This is a genomic window from Thermoactinomyces sp. DSM 45891 (assembly GCF_900119485.1).
Lineage (GTDB): Bacteria > Bacillota > Bacilli > Thermoactinomycetales > Thermoactinomycetaceae > Baia.
Genome location: NZ_FPJZ01000001.1, coordinates 221853 through 243059, shown reverse-complemented (window position 1 = coordinate 243059; position 21207 = coordinate 221853). Strand labels below are relative to the sequence as shown.

Genomic DNA, 21207 nt, shown 5'->3' with positions numbered 1-21207 from the left:
CTTTGTGTCTATAAAGCCTAATCCTGACTCTTGTGTTACAATTAGTGATGAATTTCACATATATGCCTTGAAGAGGGGATTCACATGAAAAAGCATGCTACATTGCGCTTTTTATCTATCATCACAGCACTTGTTTCGTATTTCATGTTACTGATGGGTGCTATTGTAACCAAGACGGGTTCAGGTAAAGGATGCGGAAACTCATGGCCGATCTGTAAGGGAGAGTTGATCCCAGAATCGATGCCTCTGGAGTCCATTATCGAGTATAGTCATCGAATTATTTCGTCAGGGGCGGGGATGTTAATTCTTGCGCTTACGATTTGGTCATGGATGGTTTACCGTGATAACTTTCGCGTGAAGCTATTTGGAGCGATGAGTGTATTTTTTGTTTTGTTACAAGGTGGTTTAGGAGCTTTAACTGTTATGTTTGAAGGTCCTTTTATCAAAAAATTTATGTTGGCACTTCATTTTGGTTTTTCTCTTATTTCGTTTGCAAGCGTGATGTTGCTAGTTATTCAACTTTATAGACTCCGTGACGGAAAGCCAGATAAATGTTCCGGTACACCTTTAAGTCGTGGGTTTGGTTGGAGTGTATGGGGATTGGCGACGTACACATACATAGCCGTATACAGTGGAGCGCTCGTTCGTCATATGGAGGCAACGATGGGATGTGGCTATGATTTTCCTAGTTGTGGAGTGACGAAATTCCCTGGATTTGGCTCCACTGCGGAGATTCATATGCTCCATCGCTATGCAGGGATTCTGCTGTTTTTGCTAACTTTGTGGCTGTTAGTCGTTGTTCTTCGGAAGTATCGCGATAATCGGGATTTTGTGCGTGGCAGTTGGATTGCGATGATACTCATTACCTTGCAAGCTATCGCTGGGATTATCACGGTTAAAACAGGCGGAGTACTGATGGCGGCATTACTTCATACTACGATTATTACGATTTATTTTACTGCGATCAGTTATTTGTGTATGTTGGCTGGTGCGCCGTGGAAGAAGAGACGTTAGCGTAAGTGCCAGTCTAGGCTGGATGAGCTTGCAGTGGACGGGATATTTGAATAAGAAACGGTATATTAAGAAGTTCCTTCAGCTTTTGAAAAGGAACTTCTTTTTTTGCTTACTATGTAATCAACCTTACAAATAAGTAATGTTCATGTAATCAACCTCTATAGTTGAAAATGATCTACTTCAATAGTATTAGGGGTACAGGAGAGTAGTAATCATACACCGTGACAACCTGATCTCGAAGATGAGATGCTCCATTATCTAGGGACATCCTGAAAAGTCCACCTCTTTTGGAAACTGAGGTATTTGTTGTCAAAGAGCATTTTTAACTGGAAATGGAGTTTTTATGAGGACTGAAAACTGACTATACGAGGAGGAAAAATAGTGAACAAACATAAATTAGGAAAAATTGTTGCTGAGAAGGCTCGATTGCTACTCGATTCCACTGAAACATCCAGTGTACAGTATGCGCTGATTGACAATGGAAACATCACGTTGTCTGGGCAGATTGGTAAGTACGATCAGTCAGTGACCAATGATACATTGTATGGTATCGCCTCAGTCAGTAAAGTATTTGGCGCCGCTGCCGTCATGAAATTGGTAGATGAAGGAAAAATCGATCTCGATACTCCCCTCGTCCAGTATTTAACCGATTTCAAGATGAAGGACGGACGGCATAAGTACATTACTCCGCGCATGCTGTTGAATCACTCCTCCGGTCTACGAGGTACTGGATCTACGAATGAAACTTTGTTCGAAGACAATGATACGTATGCCCATGATACATTTCTGCAGACATTATCTGGGCAGACCCTGAAGGCGAACCCCGGAGCATTTTCGGTGTACAGTAATAGCAGTTTTACACTTGCTGAGATTCTTGTTGAAAGAGTCAGCTGCACGAGCTTTACTACGTTTATACATCAGTTTTTTACAGAACATTTGCAGATGAGTGATACGAAAACGCCACAGGACGATTTGAGAGGAAACAAGTTTCCCGATTTACATATACCAGATTATCCAAGACAGCTTCCCAATAGTTTTGTGAATGCGATCGCCTCAGGAGGGATTTTTTCCACGGCAGAAGATATGGTGCGATTCTCGCAAATATTTATGGGACAAGCCAACAATATTCTTTCTAAAAAATCGATTCAGGCGATGGAGCAGGAGGAATACAAGAAAGGCATTTGGCCGGAAGACGTTGATGATAGTAGCAATTACGGTCTGGGTTGGGACAGTGTGAAGCTGTACCCATTCGATGTTTATGGAATAAAGGGCTTGAGCAAGGGTGGGGACTTGCCCCTATATGCTGCTTCTTTTATCGTGCTGCCTGAAAAAAAGATAGCAGCTGCTGTGTTATCATCTGGCGGTAACAGTGTAGCGAATCAATTTCTGGCAAGTGAATTGCTGCTACAAACACTTAAGGAGAAGGGAGAAATCGAGAGTATCAAGTCAAACAAATCATTCGGCAAGCCCATAAAGACCAAGATACCTCGAGACGTATTGAAGCAAGCAGGATATTACGCCAGAAATGACCAGCAATTCCGGATAGAGATCAATCAGGATGGAGGGCTGTCTATTCCAGCGGATGTGGAGACGAAGTATTGGTATACCTCGGATGGAAGCTTTATCAATGAGAGAGGAACCTCCAAGATTAGCTTCGTTACCGAGAGGAACGGACGCACGTATTTGTGGATAAGAAGTTATGAATCAATGCCAGGGTTTGGACAGTTAGCTTTTTCAGGATACGAAGCGGAGAAATTGGAAGAGAACGTGCTACCAAAGGAGACGATCAAATATTGGGCAAAACGAGAACACGATAAGTACTATATCGTGAATGAAAAATACACGTCCGAGTCTTATTTTTTTGGGGAACTGTCCATCCAGATTAGCCTAACAGATGGTTTTCCAGGCTATTGGCAGGATAAAAAGATTACGGGTCCGAATACGGCAGTGAGTCAGATCCAGATCCCAGGATTATCAGGTAGGGATACGATCGAAGCCCAGTTCTATACGGAAAACGGTATCGAATATTTGAGGTTAAACGAACAGATACTTGTGAGTGAAATGTATGTAAAACGGATCGATGTGGGGACTCAGTTCAGGGTGACAATTCCGGCGAATGGACATGCCCAATGGTTTACCATCCCGGCAGAGGCTGAAGGCAAATTAATCTTAATGACAGTCAATCTTCCACAGCAAGGCTCTTTTGCAGTATATGATGAAAAGGGGGAGTATCCCCTACATTATTCCATCGTCAGCGGCAATAACCAGGTGACTCTGCCTAAGAGTGGGACGATCGTATTTGCCGGCGTGCCAGGATCGAAATTTATAATAACAATGAAATAAACATTAGGTAAATCAGAGGAAACGGATAATCCCTAGACAATTTTTTCCCCACAAGATATACTTGACTTGTTGCACAAATCATAATTTAATACCAATGTTACATCCTTCGGGGCAGGGTGAAATTCCCTACCGGCGGTGATGGCGTGTATAGATTGCGCCTTAGCCCGTGACCCGCTTTTAGCGGTGGATTCGGTGAAACTCCGGAGCCGACAGTATAGTCTGGATGGGAGAAGGATGATATGGAACGACTCCTTGAGCGTTGATTTTTTCAAAAACTCAACCTTTCAAGGTTTATTTTGCTGTACATAAAATAGCAAAATAAGTAATAGTCGTAACGTTTCTTTCCCATGCCTAAAACAGCCCCAGCGAAAAAATCGTTGGGGTTTTTTACGTACTACATACAGAAGGAAGGTGAACAGATCCATGTTTACAGGAATTATCGAAGAGGTGGGGTATGTATCACGTATTCATACAGTTGGCCGAACACAAGTGTTAGCGATTGGATGTCAAAAAGTATTGGAAGGGACAAAACTAGGCGACAGTATTGCGGTAAATGGTGTTTGTCTTACGGTTACCAAAATAGACCATGGTATTTTCTATGCCGATGTGATGCCTGAAACATATCAACGGACCTGCTTACGGTTTCTTCGTTCAGGGGATCCAGTTAATTTAGAGCGTGCCATGTCTCTGGGTGATCGGATAGGAGGACACTTCGTTCAGGGACATGTCGATGGAGTGGCAATTCTTATAAAGCAACAACCTGCCGAGAATGCAGTCTTATTTCAATTTGAAATCGAATCAAACTGGACCCAGTTTATGATTCCCAAAGGCTCCATTGCAATCAATGGCACAAGTCTAACTTTAATTGAGGTGAAGGATACGACTTTTTCTGTATCCTTGATTCCCCACACTATGAGAGAAACGCAGTTTGGTTCTCTTGTAGCGGGCGATCGGGTCAATATTGAGTGCGATATGATGGCCAAATATATAGCAAAATGGACTGGGATTCACTCAGAGACAGCGATCTCATCTGATGGAGTACAATATACGACTTTACAAAGGGCCGGTTTTCTATAAAAGGGGGAGACGATAAGATGTTCCATACGATTGAAGAAGCAATTACTGATCTAAAGCAAGGAAAAATGATTATCGTGGTGGATGACGAAGACCGAGAAAATGAAGGGGACCTCGTGGCGCTCGCTGAATATGCAACACCGGAGTTAATTAATTTTATGGTATCCCAGGGTCGTGGACTTGTGTGTGTGCCGATCACAGCAAAGAGGGCGAAGCAATTGAAGCTTCCTTACATGATTGAGGAAAACGATAATACCGACAAACATGGAACTGCATTTACCGTTTCCGTTGACTCTCAAACCTTACATACAGGGATCTCTGCCTTGGAACGTTCGCAGACGGTGGTCGATTTAATCGATGAGACCAAACAAGCACAAGATTTTCGGCGACCAGGTCACATTTTTCCTCTAATCGCAAGAGAAGGTGGAGTGATAGAGAGACCGGGACATACAGAAGCAGCAGTTGATCTCGCGAAGCTTTGTGGTTCCTCACCCGCTGGGGTACTCTGTGAAATTTTAAATGAAGATGGAACGATGGCCCGCGTTCCAGATCTAATCCCCTTTGCAACAAAATGGGATCTCAAAATGATTACGATTCAAGATTTAATCCAATATCGTTTAGCACAAGAACCAAGCGTTGAGAGGCGTGAGGAGATTCACCTTCCAACAGAATACGGAGATTTTCGGATGATTGCTTATACAGCACCTGATGGAAAAGAGCAAATTGCTTTGGTCAAGGGAACTTTATCTCCAGAAAAGCCTGTCTTAGTTAGGGTGCATTCGGAATGTATGACTGGTGATCTATTTACCTCCCGTCGTTGTGATTGTGGTTCGCAACTGCATGAATCCCTATTGATGATTGAAGAAAATGGCAGTGGCATCTTTATCTATCTTCCTCAAGAGGGGCGCGGAATCGGACTGTTAAATAAGATGCGTGCTTACCAATTACAAGACCAAGGCCTGGACACGGTGGAAGCAAATCTCCATCTTGGTTTTCCAGATGACAGGCGCGACTACCAAAGCGCAGCGCAAATATTACGTGATCTAGGTGTCAAGGAGGTTCATTTGATTACGAATAATCCCCGGAAAGTATCGGGTTTACAGCAGTCTGGAATCGAAGTACTAGAGAGAGTGCCTATTGAGATTCAGCCATATACAGAAAATAAACGTTATTTAGTCACAAAGAAAGAAAAATTAGGACATCAATTACAGTGGATCTAAAGGAGAGTGATTTTGATGGTAGAAAAAGTATATGAAGGTAAATTAACTGCGCAAGGATATCGTTTTGGGATTGTGGTAGCTCGATTTAATGAGTTTATTACGAGCAAATTATTGGGTGGTGCAAAAGATGCCCTCTTGCGTCATGGTGCAGAACAAGAGAATATAGAGATAGCTTGGGTGCCAGGTGCATTTGAGATTCCGCTAATTGTAGAAGAGATGGCGGCTTCTAAGAAGTATGATGCGATTATTACGTTAGGGTGTGTGATCCGCGGTTCCACGACCCATTATGATTATGTGTGTAATGAGGTAGCTAAGGGAGTAGCTAGTGCAAGTGTTCGCCACCGCCTACCTGTGCTGTTTGGTGTTATTACGACAGAGAATATTGAACAAGCAATTGAGCGGGCGGGAACGAAAGCAGGGAATAAAGGGTATGAAGTAGCTGTAGGGGCTATTGAAATGGCAAGCCTACAACGCGAATTACTCGGATAAAGAAAGTCGTGATGAATACCTGTGGAAGTAAAATTTAAACTGAATTCGTTTGAAGGCCCTCTAGATTTATTACTTCATCTGATTGATCAATCTGAGGTGGATATCTATGAAGTGCCTATTTCTCAGATTACAGATCAATATATGAACATGATTCAAGAAGCAAACCACTACGAGATAGAGGTAGCAAGTGAGTTTATCGTGATGGCTGCTACATTATTAGCCATTAAGAGCCGGATGCTACTTCCAAAACAAGAGATTTTCGAAGAAGCACTTGGCTTTATGGATGATGAGTGGATGGACCCTAGGGAAGAGTTAGTTGAGAAGTTGTTGGAGTATAAACGCTACAAACGATTAGGGGAAATGTTGCGGGAGCAGGAAGAAGAACGCAGTCGTGTTTATACACGACTGCCAACAGATTTAAGCTCTTTTGCTCCTGTTGAAAGTCCAGTAGCAGGCTTGACAACGGATGACCTCTTACAAGCATTTGTCCTCGCGTTTCAGAGCCATTCGCCCAAAAAAGAACCAATGACCAAGCTCGCACGCGAGGAAATCTCAGTAAGCGATCGCATGGAAGAGATTGTTCAGGAATTAGCCATTCAGGGGCGGATTTTATTTACGTCTTTGTTAGATTGGTCGAAGATGAGTAAGGAACGAGTCATTACGACTTTTTTGGCTCTTCTTGAATTAATGAAGACGAAACGGATCAGATGTAGCCAGTATGACCTTTTTGCTGATATCTTGATTGAACCGTTTGTGCAGGAGGTGACCTCATGATAGAAAACAGAGAATGTAAAGCCATTATCGAAGGGTTGCTATTTGCGGCTGGAGATGAGGGGCTGAGTGTAAAAGAGTTATCCGAGATCACGGAGCTTTCTAAGCAAGAGGTTCAAATGTTTGTGAATGAGATGATGATGGAGTGGAAGTTAGACCAGCGAGGAATTCAGATTGTTCAAGTGGCAAAAGTGTACCAGATTACGACTCTGGCAGAGCATAATAGGTACTTAGAAAAGCTGGCCAGTGCACCCACAAGGTCCCAATTATCGCGTGCGGCTTTGGAAACATTGGCGATTATTGCGTATCGTCAACCGATTACACGTTTGGAGATCGAAGAGGTTCGTGGAGTGAAGACAGATCGTACGGTTCAGTTGTTGCAACGAAAAGGGCTAGTTCGAGAAACTGGGCGCGCGGAAGGACCGGGTCGTCCGATTTTACTAGGTACAACCAAGGAATTTCTTGAGTATTTCGGTTTAAATAAATTGGAAGATTTACCTGCGCCGGATAGCCTTTTTAACTGGCAAGAGATGGAGCAGGAACGTCATGAATTATTTGAACGCTTAGGTGTAGAGAAGGTTTAAACCCTTTTATTCAAGCTCATACTACCTAATACGGGTAGGTGAGGTACGTGCAAATTTTTGTTTGGATTTTTCTTATTTTACTTGTTGTACTTATCTTAATTGTATGTTCGAACGTTCAAATTGCATTGGAATATCAACGTGAAGGTAAGATGGATGATGGACACATTCGTGTAAAGGCATTTTATGGGCTTATCCGTTATACGATGCGAATTTCGGAAATCCATATGGATAGTGACTCACAAAAGGGAACGGGAATCTTGTATCAATTCGACTGGAGCGCCGATGCAGGAAACTCTACTGTTCATTCTGGGAAAAGCAAGGAAAGCATTGATTGGTCTGGATTTAAGAATGCAAGAGAGCGATTTTCAGAGACATTGGAACGAGTACAGGATCTCTTTCCATTAATCCGCAATTTTTGCTCCAAGATATGTTGTAAGGACTTAGAATGGAAGACCCAAGTAGGTACTGGTGATGCCGCTGAAGCTGGAGTGCTGACAGGCCTTGTTTGGGGAATCAAATCATTTTTGATCAGTGTAGTTGGAAATTATATTAAGTGGAAAAAAGCGCCTGAGATCGATGTGATTCCTCATTTCAATCAACTTGCTTTCAATATGTATTTCCATAGTATAGTTTGCTTTCGGGTGTGGCATGCTATCGTTGTAGTGACCCGTCTCTGGATCCAAATGCGAAAAGGGAGGGAACGGACATGGCAGGCGAGCACCCAATTCAAGGCTTAATGATGACGGCAATGGAAAATTTGAAGGAAATGATTGATGTAAATACCATCATTGGTGAGCCGGTAGAAACGGTTGATGGTCAAATCATCATTCCTGTGTCAAAAGTAGGATTTGGTTTTGCCGCAGGTGGTTCTGAATTTGCAGGACTTGGAAAAATACAAACTCAAGAAACCCGTTCATCTCGTTCAGAGTCTTCTACAGACCGCCGAAGTGAACGACGTGATGAATCTAACTCTGGATCTAATAAACAACATTACCCATTTGGTGGGGGTAGTGGGGGTGGGGTATCGATTACTCCGGTTGCTTTCATTGTAGTAGGTCCCCATGGTATTCGTCTTCTTAACTTAGAGGGCGCTAACCATTTGTATGATCGTTTAATCGACTCTGTACCCCAATTGTTTGAACGATTCTCGAGGAAAAAACATCACCACTCTCATGATGGAGGATGTCATCCTGAATGTGAATAGGTAGAAGAAAGGATATGGAGATAAACGCCATATTCTTTTTTTGTTCCATCATAACGAAGACCTGTCCGCATATAAATGGTACAAACCCCTATGATGGACGAGGTGGATGTAGTGAAGAAGTGGCGGGTTATCACCGGACTTTGCATCATTTGTATGGTTTGCTCTATGTTTCCCACACGAATTTATAGCCAAGAAAATCAAGATCAAGCACAGCAAATCTCTTTCAAAATTGGAGATAGTGCTGCTGCATCGATTTTATTAGATCAAACTTCGGGACGAGTCTTATATGCAAAAAAAGAAAATGATGAGATGAAAATTGCAAGTCTGACCAAGATTATGACGGCTCTCCTTGCGGTCGAAAAAGGAGATCTACAAGATCTTGTTACGATTCAGCCCAGTGCAGTGGGAGTAGAAGGATCATCTATTTATTTAAAAGCGGGTGAGAAAGTACCTCTGGAGGCCCTTCTATATGGACTGATGTTACGTTCAGGAAATGATGCTGCTACCGCGATCGCACAGCATATTGGCGGTTCGTTGCAAGGCTTTGTTTATTTAATGAATGAGAAAGCACAAGAATTAGGGCTTCAACATACTCATTTTACAAATCCGCATGGTTTAGATGAAGAGAAACATTATTCATCTGCGAAGGATCTTGCATTATTAACCCAGTATGCTCTCCGAAATCCTATTTTTCAGCAAATTGTTAAAACGGAGTTAAAGACGGTAGAGTGGCCGGGTGAAGAGTGGAAACGTACGCTATTAAACAAAAATAAACTTCTGAAAATGTATCCCTTTGCAGATGGGGTTAAGACAGGGTATACGAAGCAGGCTAAGCGAACACTCGTTACCTCCGCGACAAAAGATGGGCAACAGTTAATTGCAGTCACCTTAAATGATGGAGATGACTGGAAAGACCATATGAATTTGTTTGATTATGGATTCCAAAACTTTCAGCTTAAGGAAGTAGTAAAGAAAGATCAGATGATCACCTCGACAGAGATTGTAAATAACGATAAAAAGCGTTTAGTCCTCGTGGCTGGAAAGCCTTTATCTTTTCCATTACAAAGTTCAGAGACAAACCAAGTAAAAATGGAACCCACTGTTAGTTATCCCCTAGAGAAGGTAGAGAAAAATGGAGTATTGGTGGGAACAGCGAAAGTCTATTTTGAACAAGAGTTAGTAGGGACAGTTCCGCTGTACAGTAAGTTCACACAAGATCCAAGTATCTTAAATAGTTGGAGAGAAGTATTGGCATTTATGTGTGGGAGGATGGGGCAAGGTGATTAATTATATCTGGGTATTTATGATCGTAAGTGGGATTATCGCTGCTGTCCTTCAAGGGAAGATCGATCTGGTTACGTCTGCCGCCTTAACGGGTGCAAAAGATGCTGTTGCAGTATGTATTGGACTTATCAGTATTCTTGTTTTTTGGTTAGGGATGATGAAAATTGCAGAGGATTCAGGCCTTCTGAAGAAGCTCACCAAAATTCTTAGGCCCATTGCTAAATTGTTATTTCCAAGTGTGCCCGAAAATCATCCGGCGATGGGTTACATTTTATCCAATATGAGTGCCAATTTATTTGGATTGGGGAATGCAGCAACTCCTATGGGGATTAAAGCGATGGAGGAGTTGCAAAAGCTAAATCCAGAGCCTCATAAAGCAACCCCAGCGATGTGCACCTTGTTGGCTTTAAATACGTCTGGATTGACGCTGATCCCCGCTACGATGATTGGGATTCGAATGAAATATGACTCTGCTAATCCGACTGAAATTATCGGTCCTACTCTACTGGCTACGATTGTCGCTACAGGTGGTGCTGTTTTATTGGACCGCTATTATCGGCACCGTCATTTTAGAGGGCTAAATACATATAAGAAATAATAGTAATGCAAAGGAGAGGGATCCATTGTATGAAATAATCTCAGCTATATCTAACTATATGCTACCTGCCATTATCGTGCTGATCCCCCTTTATGCATTGTTTCGGAAAGTTCCTGTATATGAAAGCTTTGTTGAGGGAGCAAAGGAAGGATTTCCCACAGCCATTCAAATTATACCTCACTTAGTAGGTATGATGTTTGCTGTATCTGTGTTTCGAGATACAGGGGCACTCGATTTCTATTTACAATCATTAGTACCACTTGCCAACTGGTTACATATTCCTCCCGATATCCTGCCTATCGGGATTCTAAGGCCTATATCAGGAACAGGTTCGCTCGCATTTGTAGAAAGCATCTTTCACACATTTGGACCCGATTCGTTTATGGGGAAGCTAGCTTCTACGATACAAGCGAGTACGGATACGACTTTATATGTCATCACAGTCTACTTCGGTGCTGTTGGGGTTAAGAAATCCTTATATGCTTTAAAGGTCGGACTTCTAGCTGATTTGATCGGATTTGTTGCTTCACTTGTCATCTGTACGATTATGTTTGGATCATTGTAAATTTAAATAAACGAGTGCTTTTTACCTAGCGAGTAAAATAGCACTCGTTTTGCTTTTTAGAATAAAATTAGATTCGCCACTCAAGTTCTGCTATCATCAATATGAGTGTAAGCTCCGGTCGAAACGGTTATGATGACAGAGAGGTGTAATAATGGAGCGTTTACAAAAAGTACTGGCCCAAGCGGGGATCGCTTCACGTAGACAAAGTGAAGAGTTGATACTACAGGGGAAGGTAAAAGTAAATGGACAAGTTGTACAGACATTAGGAACCAAGGTCGATCCAGACCAAGATTGGATCGAAGTAAATGGAAAGCATATCAAACAAGAGAAGAAGCGCACATTTGTATTTTATAAACCCAAGCTTGTGATAACGAGCATGAGTGATCCGGAAGGTCGTAAAACGGTCGTGGATTACTTTGATGATGTTCCTGAGCGGATTTATCCTGTGGGTCGTTTAGATTACGAGACAGAGGGATTATTACTCATGACAAACGATGGAGAACTTGCTAACCGCTTAGCGCATCCTCGTTACGAAGTAAACAAGGTCTATGTAACGACGATCAAAGGGAAGCCGACAGATGAAGAATTAGAACAGCTTCGTAAGGGAGTCCGTTTGGATGATGGGATGACCGCACCTGCTGAAGTGCGTATGATGCAAGCCAATCCTGAGAAGAGCAAACTTCGGATTCAAATTCATGAGGGTCGAAATCGTCAGATTCGCCGTATGTGTGAAGTAATTGGCTATCCCGTTCTTCACTTAATTCGGACCAAGTATGCCTTTCTTCACTTACAAGGCTTAAACCCTGGGGATAAAAGGGAATTGACTAAAGCAGAGATCGAGAAATTAAATCGTATGTTACGGTAGTATGTTCAAATAATATTCAAATTTGTAATCAAAGTTTGTGAAGGATGTAACGATATAATGAAATTGGATTTATGAGTGCAGAACGGGGGAGGAGAATGGTCGAAAACACCAAATGCGAATGTGGTCATAATAACCCCGTCGGTACGATTCTTTGTGAGTACTGCGGAAAGCCACTTCAGCAGGAAGTGATAGAGAAATCCTCGATTGAAAATGAGATGAGGTATGAGGGAGCAGCAAGGCGTTCTCAGCAATCGGTCATGTCGCTATTTGACCGTGTCTGGTCCTTTTTCTCATCTGTGAAAGTAGCCATTAGCCTGATTGTGATTACCTTAGTCCTTTCTGCTGTTGGAACGATCTTCCCACAAGAAGAGTTTGTTGGAGCGGCTTCTAAGGAGCTGTTTTACCAACAGGAGTACGGTTGGTGGGGAACGATATTTTATCAATTAGGGCTTTCAAAGATGTATTCACAGTGGTGGTTTGCTAGCCTAATCGCTATGATTGGGATTTCGTTAGTCATATGTAGTTTGGATCGCGTTGTTCCGTTATATAAGGCATTAAAGGGACAAAAAGTGATTAAAAATATTGAGTTTATGAAACGTCAGCGGATTCACGTGGCGGCAGAAATGGCAGCGGATGAAGAAGAAGCGAAATTAGCTGAGTTAGAGCAACAGCTCAAGAAGCACCATTACCACATTCAGCGTGATGGGAAGGCAATTCTCGCGGAAAAAGGGCGTTTTAGTCGATGGGGCCCTTATATTAATCATATCGGACTCATTATATTCTTATTTGGGATTCTCCTGCGGTTTATACCAGGTTGGAATATCGATTCATTTGTTAACTTGGTTGAAGGTGAAACCAAACGTGTACCCCAAACGGAGTACTATGTTAAAAATGAGAAAACCGTCGCTGAGTATTATCGTCCTGAAGAGTTACCTCCAGCCATGAGAAGTGGTGGAGGAGCGGTGATTAAGAAGTATCAAACAGATGCGATTTTGCTTAAAAAAGTGCCAGGTAGTAGTGAAATGAAAGAAGTTACTAGACATGATATTCAGGTAAATGATCCCTTAACATACGAAGGGTTAAGTTTATTACAGAGCGATTTTCAACCTCAGCAACTTCGTGGCATTAAGCTTGACATCAAAGATAAAAATACGAACCAGAGTAAGGGCCAGTTTACAGTAGTTTTTCATGATATTTCGTTGCATCAGGTTTATCAAGTTGGGGATCTGAAAGTGCGAATGGAAGAGTACTATCCTGATTTTTCCATTGAAAACCAACGCCCCATTACGAAATCACAAGAACCAAATAAGCCAGCTTTCATCTTTACGATTCAAAAGCCAGACGGTAAAGAAGAGAAATCGTGGGTGATTTCGGGAGAGCGCTTTCCAGATCCGGAAGGAAATCAATACGGTATTGATTTAGCAGGCTTTGATCTCGCTAATCAGACTGGACTAATGGTTCGAGCAGAGAAAAGTTTATGGGTATATTTGGTGGGTGGTATCATCTTTATGATTGGTGTCACAATGGGATCCTATTGGCAGCACCGCCGGGTATGGGCGCGTGTTGAGGGTGGTGTCTTATATATAGGAGCTCATACGAATAAGAACTGGTTTGCTCTACGTCGTGAGTTGGAAATGGTGGGCAAGCCAATTGGTCAGGTGTTTGGACTAGTAGAAAATGAAAAAGAGTAGTGAAAGAGAGGTGCGATCATGAAAACGATCATGGAGTACTTCCTGTTTGCCACATTCTTTCTATATTTGTTCTCAGCAGTTGCTTTTTTAGTGGGTGTATCAGGTGCCAAAAAGAAAGGCAATGTAGAACGAGTGAAGAAGTGGGGGAGAACAGGTCTTATCCTCGCCATCATAGGGGTTAGCTTACATGTTGCGTTTATTGTCATACGAATTATGATCAGCGGGCATTTTCCGACAAGTAACATGTTTGAGTTTATCGCATTCCTATGTTTTGCTGTCGTGTTAGGTTTTATTATTGTGTTTTTTATCTATCGCTCTTTTGTACTCGGCGCCTTTGTTATGCCGATCTCCGTGATTTTGTTGTCCTATGCCACTGTCTTTCCACGTGATGTACAACCTCTAATACCTGCTTTGCAGAGTAGTTGGTTATATATTCATGTGACAACGGCGGCGATTGGTCAGGGATTATTCGGTGTTTCCTTTGTTGCCGGATTGGTTTATCTCATTCATAAGGTGGGGAATCGTGATAAAAGCAAGGCAGCGGTCTCTCTAGAATTGATTTTCGTAGTCTTGATCATGTTTGGTAGCTTTTCGATTGTATCTACGATTTTCCAAATGACAGGATATCAAGCGACTTTTAAACATGTTTATAAGGGCACTGAAGTCGTGCAAGAGTATAAACTGCCGGCAATCGTATCACCTTATGAAAGTAAGACGGTAAAAATGGATTCATTTGCTGGGGTGTCAAAGCCACTCTTTGAATCACCCAAGATTTTTCAAGGAGAAAAAGCGGCAAGTAAGTTGAATTCGGTTCTCTGGTCTATTGGTTCGGGGCTCATCATCTATGGAATTTACTTTACAATTGCCCGGAAGCGATTAGGGAAGCTACTCCATCCACTGGTGCAAAAGTTAAATTTAGAACTAATGGATGAAATCGTGTACCGATCTATTGTGATTGGGTATCCTATTTTTACATTAGGTGCCTTGATTTTTGCTATGATCTGGGCGAATCAAGCATGGGGTAGACCGTGGGGCTGGGACCCGAAAGAGACCTGGGCCTTTATTACATGGATGTTTTATAGTGCTTATCTACATCTTCGTTTGTCAAGAGGGTGGCATGGTGAGAAATCAGCATGGTTGGCAGTAGTCGGCTTTGCTATCATCTTAATTAACTTGATTGTAATCAATCTCGTTATCTCGGGCTTACATTCCTACACATAAGAGGTGAAATGATGGACAATCAAAATCAACAAACCATATTAGTGGTAGACGATGAGGATCGTATTCGTCGTCTACTCCGGATGTACTTGGAAAGAGAAGGATATATCATCGATGAAGCAGAAGATGGCGAGCAGGCCTTGGAGAAGGCATTCCAGAAGGATTATGATCTAATCCTTTTAGATCTGATGTTGCCAGGTATGGATGGACTTGAAGTATGTGCTGAGATCCGTAAAAAGAAAGCAACTCCGATTATCATGCTGACCGCTCGTGGAGAAGAGACGAATCGGGTAGATGGATTTGAAGTTGGAACCGATGACTATGTGGTGAAGCCTTTTAGCCCCCGTGAATTGGTACATCGAGTGAAAGCAGTGGTCCGACGTGCATCGGCAACTGCATACTTAACAACGAAAACGAATACCCATAATGTGATTGTTTTCCCTGAACTGACTATTGATCATGATGCGCATGAGGTAAAAGCAGGGGGGAAAAGTATCTCCTTAACACCAAAAGAGTATGAACTCTTGCATTATCTTGCGAAATCCCCCGATAAAGTTTTCACACGCGAAACTTTGTTGCGGGATGTTTGGAATTATGAGTTCTTTGGTGATTTACGAACAGTAGATACACATGTAAAACGTCTTCGCGAGAAGTTAAATCGTGCCTCCTCCCGTGCGGCTAGTATGATTACGACGGTTTGGGGAGTTGGATATAAACTTGAGGTGCCAAAAGAGTGATTCTACGTAGTGTAGTAGGGAAGCTTTGGCTTACCATTATCGTCTTGGTATCTCTGGTCCTGATTTTACTAAGCTTGTTTTTAAGTGAACAAGTAGAGCAATTTTATGAGCAGGATCAACTCAAAAGCTTGAGAGAAGTGGGAGAAGAGATTCAGAACGGTTTGACAAGTGTTAAAAATCATGCCAACTCGCGAATCCCTTCTTCCACTAGACAAAAGCCAGGCATTAATGCAGCCGAGTGGAGTCGTAATATTGAAAAGGAATATGTGGATACCGTGACCGAGATTGCGGGTCATTTTCATACGCATGTCATTATCACCGATTTCCAAGGAAAGCCACTTTTTGATCAATCGGCTCAAACACAGAGATATTTGGATGGCATTAAAAGTGTTCTGAAGCTGGATCAGTTGCAAGATGAGTTAGTATCGGAGGACTCGACTGCTAAACGAACTGGAAAGCTCCAACTTCCGAAGGCTGAGTTAGTGGAGAAGGGGTTTGAAGACGGACAAATTCTGGTCTATGTAACCCCTTACTTAGAAGATGCTAAGATCAAAGGGGCCATTGTCCTGTTTCAAAAGCAAGGTGCTTTTAGTGAGCAAGATATCAAGAAATGGATTTTTTATTCTGCTCTGATCGGAATCGCGCTTACGACCGTATTTGCTTTCTTCCTATCCACACGGATAACACAACCTCTTATTCAGATGCAAAGAGCAGCCGAGAAGATGGCGCGCGGGAAGTTTTCGACGCGGGTTATGGTTCGGTCTCATGAGCGAGATGAAATTGCGGAATTAGCGATGACATTTAATCAGATGGCTGGTCAATTAGAAGAGTCCATTAATCTTCTTTCTCACGAAAAGGAGCAGCTGACTAGCATTCTACGTAGTATGTCGGACGGAGTAATTAGCATTAATGCACACGGGAAGATTATCTTGTCTAACCCACCAGCAGAGAGGTTTTTAAACCTTTATCGTGATCCACAAGATTTCAAACAGAACAATAGCCTACCTCCGACCCTATTAGAAGTGTTCCGATATGTATTGGAAGATGAAGCGGAACAAATGGGGGATATTGAGGAGCAAGGTCGAACCTGGCAATTGGTTATGGCACCGTTGTATGCACGTGAACAAGTACGTGGAGCTGTTGCGGTGATGCGTGATGTGACGGAAGAGCGCCATTTAGAGAAATTGCGCAAAGATTTTGTAGCAAATGTATCGCATGAATTACGTACACCGCTCTCTATGTTACAAGGATACAGTGAAGCATTACTCGATGATATCGCAGACTCTCCGGAGATGCGTCAAGAGTTAGCGCAGATTATCAATGATGAATCCCAGAGAATGAGTCGACTGGTAAATGAGTTACTAGACCTAGCAAGAATGGAAGCAGGACATATTGATCTCGTTTTATCAGAGCTACCTGTGAAGTCATTTGTCGATCGTGTAACTCGTAAATTTAGTGGACTTGCCGGTGAGAAAAAGATTGAATTGGTTGGAGAAGTAGAGGGAGATGTCCCAATGGTGTATTGGGATGAAGATCGTGTCGAACAAATTCTAACCAACCTAATTGGAAATGCAATTCAGCATACTCCAGAAAATGGAAGGGTAACAGTGCGTGCCAAATGGCTAGAACATCATGTATACTTAGAAGTCGAAGATACTGGGACGGGGATTCCAACCGAAGACTTGCCATATGTTTTTCAGCGCTTTTACAAGGCAGATAAAGCGCGGACAAGAAAAACGGTTTCAGGTGGTACAGGACTTGGGCTTGCGATTGCTAAGCATTTGGTGCATGCTCATAACGGTAAGATATCCGTTCGCAGTGACTTGGGCGTTGGTACTACATTCTGCGTTCAACTTCCACAAATAGTTGAAGATAATTAGCTAAAAAAGCCGAACAAGGTGGACCTCTTTATGGAATTTTTCCTATCAAGAGGTCTACCTCGTTTTGTGATAAGGAGGGGTTAACGTTGAGTCGTATTAAAGCATCCATACTAGTGTTAATTGCCGGAATTTCATATGGATTTATTAGTCTCTTTGTTAAATTAGCCTATGCTGAAGGATATAGTCCTGCACAAGTGTCAGGAAGCCAAGTGTTTGTAGGGGCACTAGGTATGTGGTACCTTGCATATAGAGGACGGGTAGAGTGGAGGAAAAAACGGATCAGTCGAAAAGATCTCATATCACTATTATTAGGTGGTTCGTTTTCTGCCATTACAGGAGTTACCTATTATCTCTGTTTACAGACAACACCAGCATCCTTTGCTATTATTTTGATGTTCCAGTTTGCTTGGATGGGGATGTTGATCGAGTGTATCAAATTACGCCGCAAGCCAACGAAGCATGAACTTATTTCGATTGGTGTGATTTTACTGGGGACTTGTATGGCGGCGGGTATCTCAGCAGAAGAGCTGTCTGAGCTTTCAGGGATTGGCGTGTTTTATGGCCTTCTCTCTGCTATCGGTTATACGGGATTTATCTATTTTAATGGAACGCTGGCGCCAACTGTCCATCCTACCCTTCGAGGAGCGTGGATGATTACAGGTACGGTAATTGCTATGTGTGGGATTTATCCACCAACCTTTTTAGTAGACGGTTCTGTACTGGATGGTTTATGGGCTTGGGGACTCTTACTAGGATTGTTTGGTTCTCTCATTCCATCCTATTTATTTGCGATTGGTATACCGCATATCGGGTCGGGGATGGCTTCGATCTTAGGATCAGTTGAACTACCCGTTGTCATCTTAACATCAGCCCTTTTATTAGGTGAATCTGTCTCGATGGTCCAGTGGATGGGAACGATCCTCATTCTCGTAGGAATTGGTTTCTCCGAGTTGCGTCGTGCCAGTAGTGAAAAGAAGATGAAATTAGTGGAAAAAATATAGACATGACTAAAAAAACAAGAGGGGTCATCCCCTCTGAAATATAAGTCTGAAATTTTAATAAAGTCATAGTTATCGATGAAACTTGGTGCGTAAGTAAGATTATTTTTTATTTATATATGGGATAGCCACTTATACAAATATCTTCACCAAAACGATGGATCGAAAGCCGATCCAGCTGAACAGCTAGTCCCATCTGTGCAAATCCCTCACCCGAAATGGGGGAAATACTATCCTTTCCTCCAAGTAATTTTGGAGCAATGAAAATCATTGCTTTCTGAACAAGAGAAGCCTCCAGCATCGACCAATTCAACTGACCTCCGCCTTCCAGCAAAATAGACTGAATCCCACTTTCTCCGAGCTTCTCCATTGCTCTATGTAGCCCCACTTGCGATCCATTACCTGTACGAAGAACTTTCACTCCATACTGGGTTAATCGTTTTTCTTTCTCTATATCTGCTACGTCTGTACAAAGCATCCACGTTTGCGCCTCGCTCGTATCTACTAACGGTGAATCAAGTGGCAAGCGTAGTTGACTGTCTGTGATGATTCGAACTGGATTTCTCCCATTTCCACCTGGTAAGCGAGTGGTCAGTTGTGGCCGATCTTTTATAGCCGTATCCACGCCGATCATAATGCCATCGTAGATGTTCCGTAATTCATGAACATGATTCCTCGATGCCTCCCCCGTTACCCATTTGCTATCTCCTGTTGAGGTAGCGATTTTTCCATCTAGTGTCATCGCTGACTTCATTACGACAAAGGGTAGTCCTGTCTGTTTATAGTAGGAATCGGCTTCTTCTTTGAGCTTTTTTAGGTGTTTCACGATCACGATCCATCCCCCTGTTTCTGTGCGATACTATTGGTTGTATTACCCAAATGTGAGTGAAAGTCAACTTTATACAGGTATTCAAATTGCTTGCGGTTCACGGATTTAGGTATTCGTTTTACTAGCGTATTTCGTAATAAAGAAAGAAATGGATTATTCACCTGGGCTATTTTTCCTACTAATCGTGAATATCGTGAGATTGTTTCCGTTCTTAATAATCGCTTGGCTTCAAACTCAGCAAATGCTTCATGAACAGATGGATTATTTTTCAAACAATGGGCAAGGACAACCGAATCTTCGATAGCTTGACATGCACCTTGTCCTAAATTTGGGGTTATGGCATGTGCAGCATCTCCCATCAAAAGGACGCGATGAAAGGCAAATCGTTGAAGGGGTGGAATATCGATAATATCATTATGAATCATCTTGTTGTTCGCATTACCGTTTAAAATACTAGGAATCGGTTCATGATAATCTTTAAAATGTTCGAATAGATCTTTTACTTGATAGGCAGAGTGTCGCACGCTTTGATAAGGTGCATTGATTAATGCATACCAGTAGATTTGTTGATTAGGTAATGGAACTATACCAAATCTCCCTTTGAGTCCCCAGGTTTCAGTAGTATCTTCTGGAATACAATTGCCATTACTTTGAGTAATAATACCTCTCCAGCAAGTGTAACCTGCATAACGAAGTTGCGTAGAAGGTAGTAAATTTTTTCGGATAACCGAGTGTATGCCATCAGTAGCAAGTAAAAAATCTCCGGTAGCTTTACTATGATCTTGAAAAAATACAGTTACCCCAGTTTCATTCTGTTCAAAGTGAACACATTTCTTTCCCATATATATTGTATTCGGTTGTATAGCCGAACTTAGTAGGAGATGTAAATCTGCCCTGTGGATGGATACTTGTTCAAACGGAGATGGAATGGTTTGCTTAGATAATTGTTTTCCTTTCTCTGTTAAAATTGTAAGTCCATGAATGGATCTACCATGATTCTTAACTTGTTGATAAATGCCTAGATGATCTAATCCTTTTAAAGCATTGGATGCGAGCACTATCCCAGCACCAGCAGGCTTGCGCTCGGGATATTCCTCATAAATATTCACTTCTAATCCCAGCTTCTGCAAAGCAATGGCAGCGCTGAGACCTGCTATTCCACCGCCTATTATAATGACTTTTTTTTTCATGAATGAACCCCCTTCCAAATAATTTCTAGTTGATTGCGAATCATACTCTTTAGCGCCTTTTTATCAGAATTAGCGATACTCCAATTCACTAAAGAATAAAAATATATAGCCATTAACACAGAGGTAACATGCTCAGAGGATGGATTTCCTACTATTTGATTAGATTGTTTAGCTTCATCAATCAGCTTCATTAACACAGATCTAAAGTGATCAATCGTTTTCTGCTCTTCTTTCATTAGTCCAGACGACCGGATCATCTCTGAGAGGAAAACTCTTATCAGTTCTGGATGTTCTAGGTAACGACTAGTGAGGTCATCAAAGAGCTTGAAGATCCTTTCTTTTATTTCTAGATGATCATATTTGGAAATATTTTGTTGTATGAATTCCATCTGGGATGAGCCTAAATAAAGCAAAATCGACTCTTTTTGAGGAAAATAATTATAGAAAGTTCCTTTGGCAATCCCGCACGATCGGGTAATCTCCTCTATGGTTACATAATCAAATCCCTTTTCAACAAATAAGCGCATAGACTGCAAGAAAATTTTTTCTTTTAGAGCTTTTTTCTTGGCTTCTCTTAACATAGATGAATCACCACCCATAATAATGACTGTGGTCATATATGACCACAGTCATTATTCTACTCTATTTCGGAA

General features: G+C 42.0%; 20 protein-coding genes, 1 pseudogene and 1 riboswitch. Of the genes and pseudogenes, 18 read left to right on the top strand and 3 right to left on the bottom strand.

Features of this window, described 5'->3' with window-relative positions:
* Positions 1-84: 84 nt before the first annotated feature.
* The 18 genes and pseudogenes from BT147_RS01190 to BT147_RS01105 all read left to right on the top strand — a co-directional run bounded on the left by BT147_RS01190 (position 85) and on the right by BT147_RS01105 (position 18538).
* Positions 85-1014 (top strand): COX15/CtaA family protein, encoded by a 930-nt coding sequence (locus BT147_RS01190; protein ID WP_072330076.1) that lies wholly within the window; start codon positions 85-87, stop codon positions 1012-1014.
* Between the two features lie 354 nt (positions 1015-1368).
* Positions 1369-3357: pseudogene (locus BT147_RS01185) on the top strand (serine hydrolase domain-containing protein); the annotation flags it as partial.
* A gap of 98 nt (positions 3358-3455) precedes the next feature.
* Positions 3456-3596: riboswitch (FMN riboswitch) on the top strand.
* 184 nt (positions 3597-3780) lie between these two features.
* The gene (gene ribE / locus BT147_RS01180; RefSeq protein WP_072330072.1) at positions 3781-4434 is read left to right on the top strand and encodes a riboflavin synthase; all 654 of its coding nucleotides are present in this window, start codon (positions 3781-3783) and stop codon (positions 4432-4434) included.
* 17 nt (positions 4435-4451) lie between these two features.
* Entirely contained in the window at positions 4452-5651 is a 1200-nt protein-coding gene (locus BT147_RS01175; RefSeq protein WP_072330070.1) for a bifunctional 3,4-dihydroxy-2-butanone-4-phosphate synthase/GTP cyclohydrolase II, read from the top strand.
* A gap of 15 nt (positions 5652-5666) precedes the next feature.
* Positions 5667-6140, top strand: a complete 474-nt coding sequence (gene ribH / locus BT147_RS01170) for a 6,7-dimethyl-8-ribityllumazine synthase (protein WP_072330068.1) — start codon at positions 5667-5669, stop codon at positions 6138-6140.
* Between the two features lie 21 nt (positions 6141-6161).
* A complete protein-coding gene (locus tag BT147_RS01165; protein WP_072330066.1) occupies positions 6162-6914 on the top strand; it encodes a segregation and condensation protein A in 753 nt (250 codons plus the stop codon).
* Positions 6914-7495: an SMC-Scp complex subunit ScpB gene (scpB, locus tag BT147_RS01160; protein WP_072330833.1), complete on the top strand. Its 582-nt coding sequence runs from the start codon at positions 6914-6916 to the stop codon at positions 7493-7495. The genes BT147_RS01165 and scpB overlap by 1 nt, the downstream gene beginning before the upstream one ends.
* A gap of 47 nt (positions 7496-7542) precedes the next feature.
* Positions 7543-8232, top strand: coding sequence for a DUF2953 domain-containing protein (locus BT147_RS01155; RefSeq protein ID WP_072330064.1), 690 nt, complete (start codon positions 7543-7545; stop codon positions 8230-8232).
* Positions 8202-8699, top strand: coding sequence for a GerW family sporulation protein (gene ytfJ / locus BT147_RS01150; RefSeq protein ID WP_072330061.1), 498 nt, complete (start codon positions 8202-8204; stop codon positions 8697-8699). The genes BT147_RS01155 and ytfJ overlap by 31 nt, the downstream gene beginning before the upstream one ends.
* Positions 8700-8810: 111 nt before the next feature.
* On the top strand, positions 8811-9986 hold the full coding sequence (locus BT147_RS01145; protein ID WP_286118875.1) for a D-alanyl-D-alanine carboxypeptidase family protein: 1176 nt from the start codon (positions 8811-8813) through the stop codon (positions 9984-9986).
* Positions 9979-10581 carry a nucleoside recognition domain-containing protein gene (locus BT147_RS01140; RefSeq protein WP_072330057.1) on the top strand — a complete coding sequence of 201 codons (603 nt, stop codon included), beginning with the start codon at positions 9979-9981 and terminating at the stop codon, positions 10579-10581. Before BT147_RS01145 ends, BT147_RS01140 begins: the two co-directional genes overlap by 8 nt.
* Positions 10582-10606: 25 nt before the next feature.
* A complete protein-coding gene (locus BT147_RS01135; protein ID WP_072330055.1) occupies positions 10607-11146 on the top strand; it encodes a spore maturation protein in 540 nt (179 codons plus the stop codon).
* A 151-nt stretch (positions 11147-11297) separates the two neighbouring features.
* Positions 11298-12011 carry a pseudouridine synthase gene (locus BT147_RS01130; protein WP_072330053.1) on the top strand — a complete coding sequence of 238 codons (714 nt, stop codon included), beginning with the start codon at positions 11298-11300 and terminating at the stop codon, positions 12009-12011.
* A 95-nt stretch (positions 12012-12106) separates the two neighbouring features.
* A complete protein-coding gene (locus tag BT147_RS01125; RefSeq protein WP_072330051.1) occupies positions 12107-13702 on the top strand; it encodes a cytochrome c biogenesis protein ResB in 1596 nt (531 codons plus the stop codon).
* Between the two features lie 18 nt (positions 13703-13720).
* Positions 13721-14923, top strand: coding sequence for a c-type cytochrome biogenesis protein CcsB (gene ccsB, locus BT147_RS01120; protein ID WP_072330049.1), 1203 nt, complete (start codon positions 13721-13723; stop codon positions 14921-14923).
* An 11-nt stretch (positions 14924-14934) separates the two neighbouring features.
* Positions 14935-15657 carry a response regulator transcription factor gene (locus tag BT147_RS01115; protein ID WP_177239621.1) on the top strand — a complete coding sequence of 241 codons (723 nt, stop codon included), beginning with the start codon at positions 14935-14937 and terminating at the stop codon, positions 15655-15657.
* Positions 15654-17537, top strand: coding sequence for an ATP-binding protein (locus BT147_RS01110; RefSeq protein WP_072330045.1), 1884 nt, complete (start codon positions 15654-15656; stop codon positions 17535-17537). Before BT147_RS01115 ends, BT147_RS01110 begins: the two co-directional genes overlap by 4 nt.
* 86 nt (positions 17538-17623) lie before the next feature.
* Entirely contained in the window at positions 17624-18538 is a 915-nt protein-coding gene (locus tag BT147_RS01105; protein ID WP_072330043.1) for an EamA family transporter, read from the top strand.
* Positions 18539-18644: 106 nt separating this feature from the next.
* Here the strand turns inward: BT147_RS01105 and ribD are convergent, their stop codons facing one another.
* Genes ribD through BT147_RS01090 form a run of 3 tightly spaced genes read right to left on the bottom strand, consistent with a single transcriptional unit; the run spans position 18645 to position 21171 of the window.
* A complete protein-coding gene (gene ribD, locus BT147_RS01100; RefSeq protein ID WP_072330041.1) occupies positions 18645-19367 on the bottom strand; it encodes a bifunctional diaminohydroxyphosphoribosylaminopyrimidine deaminase/5-amino-6-(5-phosphoribosylamino)uracil reductase RibD in 723 nt (240 codons plus the stop codon).
* A complete protein-coding gene (locus BT147_RS01095; protein WP_072330039.1) occupies positions 19364-20554 on the bottom strand; it encodes an FAD-dependent monooxygenase in 1191 nt (396 codons plus the stop codon). Before BT147_RS01095 ends, ribD begins: the two co-directional genes overlap by 4 nt.
* Positions 20551-21171, bottom strand: coding sequence for a TetR/AcrR family transcriptional regulator (locus BT147_RS01090; RefSeq protein ID WP_083426271.1), 621 nt, complete (start codon positions 21169-21171; stop codon positions 20551-20553). Before BT147_RS01090 ends, BT147_RS01095 begins: the two co-directional genes overlap by 4 nt.
* Positions 21172-21207 lie beyond the last annotated feature (36 nt).

What these genes read in the sequence shown, in the direction of transcription:
- BT147_RS01090 (WP_083426271.1), bottom strand. Translation starts at nt 21,171, where the DNA reads ATGACCACAGTCATTATTATGGGTGGTGATTCATCTATGTTAAGAGAA.
- BT147_RS01115 (WP_177239621.1), top strand. Translation starts at nt 14,935, where the DNA reads ATGGACAATCAAAATCAACAAACCATATTAGTGGTAGACGATGAGGAT.
- BT147_RS01125 (WP_072330051.1), top strand. Translation starts at nt 12,107, where the DNA reads ATGGTCGAAAACACCAAATGCGAATGTGGTCATAATAACCCCGTCGGT.
- BT147_RS01190 (WP_072330076.1), top strand. Translation starts at nt 85, where the DNA reads ATGAAAAAGCATGCTACATTGCGCTTTTTATCTATCATCACAGCACTT.
- BT147_RS01175 (WP_072330070.1), top strand. Translation starts at nt 4,452, where the DNA reads ATGTTCCATACGATTGAAGAAGCAATTACTGATCTAAAGCAAGGAAAA.
- BT147_RS01130 (WP_072330053.1), top strand. Translation starts at nt 11,298, where the DNA reads ATGGAGCGTTTACAAAAAGTACTGGCCCAAGCGGGGATCGCTTCACGT.
- ytfJ (WP_072330061.1), top strand. Translation starts at nt 8,202, where the DNA reads ATGGCAGGCGAGCACCCAATTCAAGGCTTAATGATGACGGCAATGGAA.
- ccsB (WP_072330049.1), top strand. Translation starts at nt 13,721, where the DNA reads ATGAAAACGATCATGGAGTACTTCCTGTTTGCCACATTCTTTCTATAT.
- ribH (WP_072330068.1), top strand. Translation starts at nt 5,667, where the DNA reads ATGGTAGAAAAAGTATATGAAGGTAAATTAACTGCGCAAGGATATCGT.
- BT147_RS01095 (WP_072330039.1), bottom strand. Translation starts at nt 20,554, where the DNA reads ATGAAAAAAAAAGTCATTATAATAGGCGGTGGAATAGCAGGTCTCAGC.
- ribE (WP_072330072.1), top strand. Translation starts at nt 3,781, where the DNA reads ATGTTTACAGGAATTATCGAAGAGGTGGGGTATGTATCACGTATTCAT.